This is a genomic window from Porcipelethomonas sp. (genome assembly GCF_051893655.1).
Lineage (GTDB): Bacteria > Bacillota > Clostridia > Oscillospirales > Ruminococcaceae > Porcipelethomonas.
Genome location: NZ_JBJFHN010000079.1, coordinates 1 through 11,481, shown reverse-complemented (window position 1 = coordinate 11,481; position 11,481 = coordinate 1). Strand labels below are relative to the sequence as shown.

The 11,481-nt window shown below is 39.3% G+C and carries 10 protein-coding genes; 7 read left to right on the top strand and 3 right to left on the bottom strand.

What is annotated here, in order from left to right; all coding sequences use genetic code 11:
* The 3 genes from ACI4WO_RS04750 to ACI4WO_RS04740 form a co-directional block, all read right to left on the bottom strand.
* On the bottom strand, window positions 1–1,199 hold a 1,199-nt coding region (locus ACI4WO_RS04750), incomplete at its 3' end, for a Gldg family protein (protein ID WP_439806414.1).
* 6 nt (window positions 1,200–1,205) lie between these two features.
* A complete protein-coding gene (locus ACI4WO_RS04745; RefSeq protein ID WP_439806413.1) occupies window positions 1,206–1,937 on the bottom strand; it encodes an ABC transporter permease in 732 nt (243 codons plus the stop codon).
* A 1-nt stretch (window position 1,938) separates the two neighbouring features.
* Window positions 1,939–2,967 carry an ABC transporter ATP-binding protein gene (locus ACI4WO_RS04740; protein ID WP_439806412.1) on the bottom strand — a complete coding sequence of 343 codons (1,029 nt, stop codon included), beginning with the start codon at window positions 2,965–2,967 and terminating at the stop codon, window positions 1,939–1,941.
* Between the two features lie 569 nt (window positions 2,968–3,536).
* On the opposite strand from ACI4WO_RS04740, the gene ACI4WO_RS04735 reads away from it, so the two are divergent.
* From ACI4WO_RS04735 to def, 7 genes are all read left to right on the top strand, one after another.
* Window positions 3,537–6,395: a glycoside hydrolase family 48 protein gene (locus ACI4WO_RS04735; protein ID WP_439806411.1), complete on the top strand. Its 2,859-nt coding sequence runs from the start codon at window positions 3,537–3,539 to the stop codon at window positions 6,393–6,395.
* Between the two features lie 168 nt (window positions 6,396–6,563).
* A complete protein-coding gene (locus tag ACI4WO_RS04730) occupies window positions 6,564–7,442 on the top strand; it encodes a YicC/YloC family endoribonuclease (protein WP_439806410.1) in 879 nt (292 codons plus the stop codon).
* Window positions 7,443–7,452: 10 nt separating this feature from the next.
* Entirely contained in the window at window positions 7,453–7,707 is a 255-nt protein-coding gene (gene remA, locus ACI4WO_RS04725; protein WP_439806409.1) for an extracellular matrix/biofilm regulator RemA, read from the top strand.
* A complete protein-coding gene (gene gmk / locus ACI4WO_RS04720; protein ID WP_439806408.1) occupies window positions 7,700–8,305 on the top strand; it encodes a guanylate kinase in 606 nt (201 codons plus the stop codon). The genes remA and gmk overlap by 8 nt, the downstream gene beginning before the upstream one ends.
* Window positions 8,298–8,510 (top strand): DNA-directed RNA polymerase subunit omega, encoded by a 213-nt coding sequence (rpoZ, locus tag ACI4WO_RS04715; protein WP_439806407.1) that lies wholly within the window; start codon window positions 8,298–8,300, stop codon window positions 8,508–8,510. Before gmk ends, rpoZ begins: the two co-directional genes overlap by 8 nt.
* 3 nt (window positions 8,511–8,513) lie before the next feature.
* On the top strand, window positions 8,514–10,988 hold the full coding sequence (priA, locus tag ACI4WO_RS04710) for a replication restart helicase PriA (RefSeq protein ID WP_439806406.1): 2,475 nt from the start codon (window positions 8,514–8,516) through the stop codon (window positions 10,986–10,988).
* 20 nt (window positions 10,989–11,008) lie between these two features.
* Window positions 11,009–11,473 (top strand): peptide deformylase, encoded by a 465-nt coding sequence (gene def / locus ACI4WO_RS04705; protein ID WP_439806405.1) that lies wholly within the window; start codon window positions 11,009–11,011, stop codon window positions 11,471–11,473.
* Window positions 11,474–11,481: the final 8 nt, after the last annotated feature.

Below are 11,481 nucleotides of genomic sequence, written 5' to 3'. Positions count from 1 at the left end.
GGATTTTCCGAATAAGCAGCAAGATAAAGAACGCCGCTGATATCGCTTGGATCTACTTCATTTCCGCCGTATGCTTCGCCGTAAGCAGTTTCATTGGTTTCAATAAGAGGACAGATGTTAAGTTCACTGCTGTTTTCACCCATATACTGGAAGAATGAACGTGATTCCGGCATATAAGGAATAAGTGAATCATCTTCGATTAGAGCAGAAGTCAGGTCTGTAAGACCATCCTTTACGGTATCATCAAGCTCAGTAATATCAACAAGGTTAACCATCATCTGGTATTTATCTCCGGAAACATGCTTTGAGGAATCTGTTTCATAAACTCTGTTGTAGTCCATGCCAAGACCGTATTCATGCATTAATTCCAGAATATTGTCATAAGTGGTTTCATCACCGTTAGGGGACATCAGAAGTGAAAGATTTCCGCCTTTGTCCATGTAAGCGTCAAGCTTTTCCTTTTCAGCGTCTGTAATATCCGTTTTCGGAGCCGGAACTATAATAATTGCGGCATCATCCGGAACAGCTTCTTCAGTTGTGAGGTTCAGTTCTTTAGCCTCGTAATTATAGTTTTTGAGGTTTTTCTGAAATTTTGTGTAGTCATTTTCAAGAGTTTTTTCTCCGTGTCCTGTCAGGAAATATACAGAAGGTATAACGCCTTCAACGACTGCCTTTATAGCACCGGTTATGTAATTTTCTCCCTGAAAATACGCATTTTCAACATTGAACTCACCGTTGTCGTCATACTCTCCTTCATACAAATACATTGAAGAAGCAGGAATTCTTTTTACCAGATCTCCGCACTTTACCAGCATATCACCTTCTTTTAAATTAAGGTAACCGTCAGGATTAAGTTCCTTTACAATGTCAGGATTGGTATCCGGATCTATATCAATAAGATTTATTTTGTCATATTCGCTGTACTGATCCATCATGCTTGTAAATGCAAGCATACTGTCATCTTTTCTTATTTCATCCATTTCCATAAGAAGATAAATATCAACTTCATCATCCAGACTGTCAAGATAATCTGTTGTGGTCTGACTGAGACTGTAAAGCTTGTTGGGTGTCATATCAAACTTTATGTCGATAGTAGAAGCCGCTATATTAATAAGTATAATAATTACAAGGAGCATTGCGGCAAGAGCCCATGCAATTGTAGTAAATTTAATATTCTTTTTTGATTTTTTAGGATCCATTTGATTTTACCCCCTGCTCCAGCGTCTTTTTTCAACAGAAATAATAGTCCATCCAAGGAAAAGAACCGTTGTTGTCACAAAGAATATAAGGTCTGAAAGACTGAAAAGTCCCTGTGAGAATGAAACGAAGCGCTCCTGAGTTGAAAGGCTTCCGATAATTTTAGCAACACCCGGAAGATTTGTAAACAGTGCACTGTCCTTGAAATTGTCGATAAATATAAGGATTATCATAGCGCCTTCACCGAGTATGGCAGCAATAATCGGACTTTCAGTGAATGAGGACATCAGCATGCCTACCGCTATGCAGACAAGACCCCAGAGGAAAAATCCTATATATCCGCAGATAAGGCTTGACCATACTACTCCGCCTTTGATCATTGTGATAACAGGGTAGAACATTGTAAGAACCAGCATTGTTAAAAATACTGTAGCAACAGCCAGAAACTTTGCCAGAACGATCTGGAACACATTAAGCGGACTTGACATGAGAAGTACTTCCGTTCCGCCTTTTCTTTCATCAGCAAAGGTTCTCATGGTAAGTGCCGGTATCAGGAAAATAAAGTAAAAGAAATTGTTATAGAATACATTCGGAAATGAAAATTTATACACATTTCCGGACAAATCGGAAATACCGTTTATAAAGCTCAGTGAGAATACCAGAAGAAACAAGGCGGCAATAACATAAGCAAACGGTGAATAATAGTAAGACTGAAGCTCTTTTTTATATAAAGAAAACATTTTAATTCTCCTCCTTTTCAGAAGCGTCCGCTTCATTTTCATAATAAGGATTTTCGGCATCCATTTCTTCCAGAAGATCCTTAAGCCCTTTCTTTTTAGGCGGCTGGGAGGTAAGTTTTACAAATACTTCTTCGAGATTCGGCTTTTCACTTGTTACCTCGTCGATTACAAAATCATTCTTTATAAGATTGGACATGATTTCCTTACGGACATTATCGCTGTCGATTTCTACTCTATATGTATATGTATTGGTCTTTTCGTATGCAATATCAGTGATATTTAAAACACCGGCAGTCTTTTTTATGCAATCTGCTGCACTGTCCTTATCACCTTCAATTTTAATATTGAGAACAGCAGCAGTACCCATGCGCTCTTCAAGGTTTTTGATGCTGTCAACAGCACGTATTTCACCATGGCTTATAATTACAACTCTTTCACATACTGCCTGAATTTCAGCAAGAATATGAGAGCTTAAAATAATAGTATGGTCTTTTTTTAGTGTCTGAATAAGATTTCTGACTTCAATTACCTGATTCGGATCAAGACCAACTGTAGGCTCGTCCAGTACGAGATATTTAGGATTTCCCAGAAGTGCCTGAGCAAATCCCACACGCTGTCTGTAACCCTTTGAAAGATTTCTGATAAGTCTTTTTTCAACGTCCTTGATTTTAAGCTTTTCCATTGCGTTTTCAACTTCTTCAGCACGCTGACTTCTTTTTATACCCTTGATTCCGGCAGCAAACTTCAGATATTCCTTTACCTTCATATCCAGGTAAACCGGCGGAATTTCAGGAAGATATCCCATCATTTTCTTGGCTTTTGACGGGTCTTCAGCAATGTCCACCCCGTTTATAAGTACAGTTCCGCTGGTTGAGGGAAGATATCCTGTTATAATATTCATTGTGGTGGATTTTCCGGCACCGTTGGGACCTAAAAAGCCAAGGATTTCATTGTCATTGACTGTAAAGCTTAAGTTTCTGACCGCGGGATTCCGACCGTAATACTTGGTTAGATTTTTTATTTCGATCATCTATATACCATGCCTTTCATTATGTTATAGGATTTTTATTATCCATAAAGCCCCGAAAACAGAGCTATTATAATGTATATAATACAGCGGTAAATAAGCAAAAATATACACTCTAACATTATCCCAGAAATATATGAACTTTTTTTGAACAAATTGTAACTATATTATTAATGTTTGTGTAAATTTCCCAAAAATTTTCATTTTAACACCAATATTATAAAATAAAAATGTGAAATCTTTGTGTGTGCCTGCTGTATATATAATGAACAAAAGAAAAAGGCGGAAATCAAATCTGCAAAATTTACAAAAAATAATATATATATTAGGTGCTGTTGGCAAAATTAACAAAAGAAATCCAGATTGTCTGTGCAAGTATACAATTTTGACTTTTGGGCGGCGAAGTTTTTAGTTAAAGTGTTGACATTTTAAAAATGCTGCTTTATAATATGATTATGAAATTTTATAGCATGTTTTGTGATGGTGCTGTAAAATTAAGAAATAATCTATTGTTTCTTAAAATTGTACGTATTTAAATTACGAAAATTCTTTCTAAGAGAGGGGAAATACTGATGATACTTAAGAAGAAAAAGGCTGTTATTGCAGCTATTCTTTCAGCAGCTCTTACAGTAAGTGCTGCTATGCCGGCAGTTTCTGCAGCAGGTTCCAGAACCAAGGAAGAAGCATACGGCGATTCTACATATGCACAGAGATTCCTGTCATTGTATGATGACGTTATTACAAACGGTGTTGAAAACGGTTATTTGAGTGACCAGACAAAGTCTCAGGGTTCACTTGGTATCCCGTATCACGCAGTTGAGGAACTCATTATCGAAGCTCCTGACTACGGTCATGAAACAACTTCAGAAGCTATGTCATACATTGTATGGATGGCTGCTATGAGAGACTATATTTCAAAGGACGGAAGCGTAACAGATGCTGACGGAAATGAAGTTGCAGTTGATGCTTCAAGTGACCTTGCAAAAGCATGGAAGTCAATGGAAGTTATGATTCCTACAGTTCAGGGTAATATCATGCAGACTTCAAATCTTAGCGCTCAGTACAGCGAAGAGCATGAAGATCCTGAAACATATCCTACACAGCAGTACTCGAACAACACAGGTATAAACCCAATTCACTCCAAATTTACTCAGGTTTACGGCAGCGACAGTGGTCTTTACTTGATGCACTGGCTGGCAGACGTTGATGACTGGTATGGATACGGCGGAAATAATGGCAAATTCACATTTATCAATACATTCCAGCGTGGTGCTAACGAATCATGTTGGGAAACTGTTCCTCATCCATGTGTTGAAGAACTTAAATATGGTATGGCTAATAGAGGTATGAAGGGTATCTTTAATACTGATGCGGCTATAACACCTCAGTTTGCTTATACAAATGCTCCTGACGCTGAAGACCGTGCAATTCAGGCTGTATACGCTGCTAACAGATGGGGCGTAGGTGATGACAGCATCACAGCTAAAGCAGGTAAGATGGGCGACCAGCTGAGAAATAACATGTATGATAAGTACTATAAGGAAATTGGATGCCAGAATCCTAACTCACCTTCTGCTTCAGGCAGAGGCGGTTGTCACTACCTGATGTCATGGTATACATCATGGGGCGGTGCTCTTCCTACAACAGGTCAGAACTGGGTATGGCAGATCGGTGCCAGCCACTGTCACGAATTCTATCAGAACCCACTGGCTGCTTATGCTCTGCTTGCCGATGAAGGCTTAAGAGCAGGTATGAAGACTAAGGAAGATGCTTACACAGATTATGAAGAATCTCTTAAGAGACAGATTGAATTCTATCTGTGGCTGCAGTCTGCTAATGGTCCGATCGCTGGCGGTGCTACAAGCTCATGGAACGGCAGATATGAGACATATAAGTATAGTGATACTACAACATATGGCACAGATATTCCTACAACATTCTATAAGATGGCATATCAGGAACACCCTGTATATCTTGATCCGGGTTCAAACCACTGGATTGGTAACCAGGTATGGGCAGTTCAGCGTCTTGCAGAACTTTACTATGATATAAAGACAAATCCGACAACAGTTTCTCAGTCAATTAAAATTGCTGGCAACATGTCAATGGAAGATGCTCTTAAGGCTATTCTTGACAGATGGGTTGAATGGTTTGTTGGCGAAGTTCAGCTTAAGGCAGACGGTTCTTATACAATTCCTGCAACACTTGACTGGTTCGGACAGCCTGCTGACTGGAACGGCACATATGATCCAAATGCAAATGCTGGACTTACATGTACAGTAACAGCTCGCGGTACATCTGACCTTGGATGTGTATCTTCACTTGCTAATTCACTTATTTACTATGCGAAGGCTAATGGCGTTGAAGCTGAAGCTGCATATAAGTCAGATAATACTGATGTAGCTGCTAAGGGTCTTTACCTTGCACACGAACTTCTTGACCGTGAGTGGGAAATGGGTCGTGATGATATTGGTCTTTCAATCGAAGAAACAAATGGCAGCATGGTAAGACTGTTTGAACAGGATGTATATATTCCTGACGGACGTAATGGTCAGCCTACATATGATGGTACTATGCCTAATGGTGACCACCTTGTTTACGGAATTAAGTTCCTTGATCTTCGTTCACAGTATCTTGGCGACAACGGCGATGGTACAAACAATGGTGCATCACAGTCAAACGGCTATGGCACAAGTACAGAAATTGACGGTAAATATTATTCTGATAACAGAGGTTATGTAAATCAGTTCTATAATGCATACCAGTCTGTTAAGAATGGCACTGCTGAAGAAAAGCAGGAAGCTATGGAAACAGTTAAGCTTAATTATCACAGATTCTGGCATGCAGGCGATATCATGATTGCTCTTGGTACAATGGCTGATCTTTATCCAGATGTACTTCCGGGTTCTAGTGAAATAGAAGATGATGAAGATGTTGATAAGACAGAAATAACTGTAGAAGTTGGTAAAACTGATAAGATTACAGCAACAACTGATAATGCTACATTTAAATCAAATGATGAATCAATCGCAACTGTAGCTGCTGATGGTACTGTAACTGGTGTTGCTAAGGGCAATACAACTGTAACTGTAACATTCCCAAGTGGAAAAACTATTGATGTTACAGTAACTGTTACTGATTCTGTTACTATTCCTACAGGTACATGGGATGAAAGCGATCTTCTTTACGGGGACGTTAACCTTGATGATAACGTAACATCTACAGACGTTGTTCTCCTGAATAAGTATCTGCTCAGCCAGTCTGAATATCCGCTTACTGATGAAGATGGCGGAAGAGCATATGAACAGGCTAATGCTTGCTATGACTTTGATGATGACGGCAATGCTATAATTGACCTTACAGACTCATCATATATCACAAGCAAAGTTCTGGAAGTATTCACTCAGGATGATCTTGGTCCTCAGAAATAATTTTGGTTTTTCATTTTAATTCCTTTTTTATAATTCCTATTTAATCCCTAAATCCGGCCTTTTACATAAAGGTCGGATTTTTTTGCCGTTTCTACTTGATTTCTTTTCATTAGAATGCTATAATAAAATAATAGTATATTGTGAACAAATGTAATGGGAGGTTATCCTGTGATCAGAAGCATGACCGGTTATGGACGTGAACAACAAATAATTGATCAGCGTGACATAACTGTTGAAATTAAATCTGTAAATCATAGATATTATGAATTTTCTGCCAGAGTTCCAAGAGCTTATGGATATTTGGAAGAAAAGCTTAAATCATTTATAAAGGGAAGTATCTCAAGAGGAAAAGTTGAAGTAAGCGTTTCTATAAACAATATTAATGGAAAAGAAGCAAACATCAGAGTTGACAGAAATATGGCTCAGGGATATATAAGTGCACTTCGTGAAGCAAATGAAATTTTAAATCTTGAAGATGATCTGACTTTATCGTCGCTTATAAAATTTTCTGATATTTTCAATGTTCAGAAAATTGCAGATGATGAGGAACAGATATGGAATGATGTCCGCAGTGTCGCTGAGACTGCACTGCAAAAATTTGTTGCTATGCGTGAAGCAGAGGGCAATTCCCTTAAGGAGGATCTGCTTGAAAAGCTTTCAACAGTAGAGAAAATTCTTGAAAAGGTGAAAATTGCTGCACCGCTTACTTCTGAAAATTATCGTGAAAGATTATATGCAAAATTAAAAGAGGTTTTGGGGGATACTGATATTGATGATCAGAGAATTCTCACTGAAACTGCTGTTTTTGCTGAAAAAATTGCTATTGATGAAGAAACGGTAAGACTCGGCAGTCATATTAAACAGTTCAGGGAATTGCTTGAAAGCAATGAACCACTTGGAAGAAAGCTTGATTTTCTTGTTCAGGAAATCAACAGGGAAATTAATACAATTGGTTCAAAGGCACAGGATCTGGAGATTACCAGATGTGTTGTTGATATGAAGTCCGAAGTGGAAAAAATAAGGGAACAAATTCAGAATATTGAATAGTGAGGATTTTATGCAGTTAATTAATGTAGGCTTTGGAAATATGGTGTCGTCTGCAAGACTGGTCGCAATTGTCGGACCTGAATCTGCTCCGATAAAAAGAATAGTCCAGGAGGCCAGAGATGCCGGAAGACTAGTTGACGCTACTTATGGCAGAAGAACCAGAGCCGTTATTATAATGGACAGCGATCATGTTATTTTATCGGCAATTCAGCCGGAAACCATTGCTGCAAGAGTAGATGAGGAGGAACAGCCGGAAGATGAATAAGGGTTTGCTTATTGTTGTATCTGCACCGTCCGGGTGCGGAAAAGGTACAGTTTTAAATGAGATTTTAAAGGATGACAGCTTTTATTATTCAATTTCTGCTACTACCAGACTTCCCCGAGAAGGTGAAGCTGACGGGGTTAACTATTATTTCATATCAAAGGAAGAATTTGAAAACCGTATAAAAGAAAATGCAATGCTTGAATATGCTGAATATTGCGGAAATTATTACGGTACTCCTAAAAAAGAACTTGAAGAAAAGCTTGCTGAGGGTAAAAATGTTATCCTTGAAATAGAAGTCCAGGGGGCTATGCAGGTAAAAAAGCTTTGCCCTGACGGAATATTTATATTTATTGTTCCGCCGTCAGTAAAGGAGCTTGAAAGACGTCTTAAAAAAAGAGGAACAGAAACAGATGATGTAATCAGCAGAAGAGTTGCAGAAGCTGCAGGTGAAATAAAACAGGCTTCCAATTATGATTATGTTGTCGTTAATGCGGCACTTGAAGATGCTGTGGAAGATTTTAAAACAATAGTAAAAGCTGAAAAGCTAAAAACAGCTTACGCTGAAAATTTAATTAATGAGGTGCTTGAAAATGCTTAGACCAGCAATAACACAATTGATTTCAAAAAATGATAGTTACTATTCACTGGTAATTGGTATTGCCAAAAGAGCAAGGGAAATTGCCGATGAACTTTATGAAGAGAAAAAAACACTGGAGGAAAAACCTGTAAAAACAGCAGTAGAGGAATTTGCTGCAGGAAAATTTAAAATTGTTGAATACAATCCGGATGCGGAAGTTAAATAATAAATGTGTTTAAGTGATGTTTCCGGAGATTCCTGTGCAATGAAGGCTCTTGTGGCTGTAAGTTCAGCGTCATTAGCCTTTGATAAACTGTTTTCATATATTATTCCAGGTCCATTGGTGCAAAAGGCAGTTCCCGGTGTTCGGGTTATTGTTCCGTTTGGAAGAGGAAACCGTAAAAGAGTGGGGCTTATTCTTGAAACATTGCCATTGGATACACAGGAATGCAGTAAGCTTAAATCCATAATTTCTGCGGCAGACAGTGAACCTGTTTTAAACGAGGAAATGCTGGAACTTATAAAGTGGCTTAAGGACAATACCTTTTGTACCTATTATGATGCAGTAAAAACTATGCTGCCTTCCGGGATGAATATTAACATTAAGGAACATTATACTCTGAATGACAATGCGGCTTTGCCGGAACTGTCTGCTGAGGAGAAAAAGACACTTGAATTTTTAAGGTCATCTCCGGATACGGACAGTCTTGCTGAGAAAATAAAAGCTTCGGGAAAAGGACTGGTTTTAGAATCTTTGATTGCCAGAGGACTTGTGAAATATGAGCTTAAGGGAAGACAAAGTGTGGGTGACAGCAGTGTTAAAATGATTAAGCTGACTGATGAATACCAGAACAGTCCGGAAAATTTCAAGCTTACTGCAAAACAGAAAAAACTCGCAGGAATAATTTCAGAGCATGATGAAATTTCTGTTAAAGAGGCTTGCTATCTATGCGGCTGCGGAGACTCGGTGGAGAAAAAGCTTGTTCTTTCAGGTGCGGCAAAGGAATATGAATATGAGGTTTTCAGAACTGTTGATATTGGAAACAAGGGAAGCCGGAGTCTGGAATCGGTTATATTGTCACCGGAACAGGAAAAGGTGTTCAGCCGTATAAAAGAGCAGATGGAGTCTGAAACTCCCCATTGCTTTCTTTTGCATGGAGTTACCGGAAGCGGTAAAACATCAGTTTTTGAAAAGCTTATCGGTGAATGCATAAGTTCCGGCAAACAGGCGATTTTGCTTATTCCGGAAATTTCTCTTACTCCTCAGACTGTCAGAAGATTTCAGGAGCTTTTCGGAGAAACAGTAGCAGTAATTCACAGCGGACTTTCTCTGGGACAGCGTCTGGATGAATATAAAAGAATCAGGAGAGGACTTGCAAAAATTGCTATCGGAACACGCAGTGCTGTTTTTGCACCGCTTGACAATATAGGTCTTATTATAGTTGATGAGGAGGGGGAGCGTTCTTATAAATCTGACAGTTCTCCCAGGTATAATGCTATTGATGTTGCAAAAAAACGCTGCCGTACTCACAATGCTGTTCTGGTTCTGGCGTCCGCAACTCCGTCAATAGAAAGCTATTATTATGCCCGGAAGGGTATATATGAGCTTCTGGAAATGAAAAAACGTTATTCAGGAGCAGTTCTGCCAAAAGTAGGTATTGTTGATATGAACGAAGAACGACAAAATGGAAATGCGTCGGAGTTCAGCGGAATACTGGCAGAAGAAATAAACAGGAATCTTGAAAATCATGAGCAGACCATACTGCTTTTAAACCGAAGGGGTTACCATACTATTATCAGCTGCTGCGACTGTCATAAGCCGGTATACTGTCCTAATTGCAGTATTCCAATGACTTATCATAAGGTGAATGGTACTATGATGTGCCATTACTGCGGTCACAGTCAGCCTCCTGCGGAAAGCTGTCCTGAATGCGGAAGTACAAGAATGGCGCAGATGGGGTTTGGTACTCAGAAAATAGAAGAACAGCTTCAGGATATGTTCCCTCAGGCAAGGGTACTGAGAATGGACGCCGATACTACCATGTCGAGATATTCCTATGAAAAAAATTTCAGGGACTTCGGACAGGGCAAGTACGATATAATGATAGGTACGCAGATGATAGGCAAGGGACTTGATTTTCCTGATGTTACTTTGGTGGGTATACTTTCAGTGGATAAGGCTTTGTATGCCGGAGATTTCAGAAGCTATGAGCGAACCTTTTCGCTTGCGGCTCAGGTCGTAGGCAGATGCGGCAGAGGAGATAAGCCGGGAAGAGCATATCTGCAGACCTTTATGCCTGATCATTATGTGCTAAACCTTGCCGCAGCTCAGGATTATCAGGGATTTTACCGTGAGGAAATCGCAGTCAGAAAGGCATTGATTTTCCCGCCTGTATGTGATATATGCGTAATTGGAATAAGCAGCGAGGACGATGGAAAAGCTTCATCGGCGGCAGTGCAGATTCTTGAAATAATACGGGGACTTGTGAAAAACGGTGTTAGTTTTCCGCTCAGGGTTCTGGGACCTGTCAGATGCTCATATGGAAAAATAAACGGAAAATTCCGGTACAGACTCATATTGAAATGTAAAAATACATCTGATTTCAGAAAATTTGTCAGAGAAATTCTTTCTGAAGCAGCCAAGATAAAAGAATTTAACAATATTAATGTTTTTGCTGATATTAATGGTGATATCGGCATATAGTAACATAAAGGGAGAAAGTTATGGCACTTAGAAAAATTGTAACAAAGGAAGATCCGATTCTATATAAGGTTTGCAAACCTGTTGAGGTTTTTGATGACAAGCTGGCACAGCTTATAGACGATATGATTCAGACCCTTACAAAAGCTCAGGGCGTAGGACTTGCCGCACCTCAGGTGGGATTCTTGAAAAGACTTTTCATTATGGATCTTGGAGAGGGTATTATTGAATGTGTAAACCCTCAGATACTTAAAACATCCGGTAAGCAGAGAGTGGTTGAAGGATGCCTTTCCTGTCCGGACGACTGGGGATATGTTACAAGACCGAATAAGTGCAGACTCAGAGCCCAGAACAGATACGGAGAATTCTTCGAAATCACTTTAAAGGAACTGGGCGCACAATGTGCATGTCATGAAAATGATCATCTTGACGGAAAACTTTTTGTAGACAAAATTGAAGAACGTGTAAAGCCCGGAAAAGATGAATAATAGCAGAT